We start from the raw sequence: 524 nt of genomic DNA, 5'->3' as shown, positions 1-524 counted from the left end.
CCATCGCGATCGGCGGTGCGCTCTACCAGGCGCATCACGCGCTTGACGACGTATTCGACCTTGGTGTCGTCGCGGATTGAGACGGTCTGCGTCCACAGCGCCTGACGCTTGCCAGGGCGCAGCTCTTCCCAATAGTCCGCCGCCACGGCCAGCCAGGTGTCCTGATCGGCCGTGGCCGAGCCACGCGGGTTCCATTTGACGACATAGTCGAGCCGGCGGTCCGCCTCGGCAAAGGCCTGCCGCTGCCGTTCGAGAAGCGCCAGGTGTGCCTGGCTGTCGAAGCCGCTGTCCTCACGCAGCAAGATGGGGCGCTCGGTCAGGCCTTGGGCGCGGGGCAGCACCCGCTCCAGGAAGGCGTTGCTTTCCTTCATGGTGTGCTGCTTGCCGGGACGCAGCTCCAGGCCCAGACACCACCCTTCGTTGCCCAGATACGCGGCGATCGGGGTGTAGCCGTCGACCTTCTGGTAGGTCCGCGAGACGCCTTCCTTCTTCGAGTTGCTGTTGTCCATGACGAAGGTGTCGAT

Annotated in this window: 1 protein-coding gene; it reads right to left on the bottom strand. The window is 65.5% G+C overall.

Features of this window, described 5'->3' with window-relative positions; genetic code table 11:
- Positions 1-524, bottom strand: a 524-nt coding sequence (locus tag FEI13_RS18855) for a transposase (RefSeq protein ID WP_193555755.1), incomplete at both ends; no start/stop codon positions are given.

Source organism: Halomonas urmiana (genome assembly GCF_005780185.1).
GTDB lineage: Bacteria > Pseudomonadota > Gammaproteobacteria > Pseudomonadales > Halomonadaceae > Halomonas > Halomonas urmiana.
The sequence above is the reverse complement of the archived record's forward strand: the minus strand, read 5'-3'. Positions and strand labels throughout refer to the sequence as shown.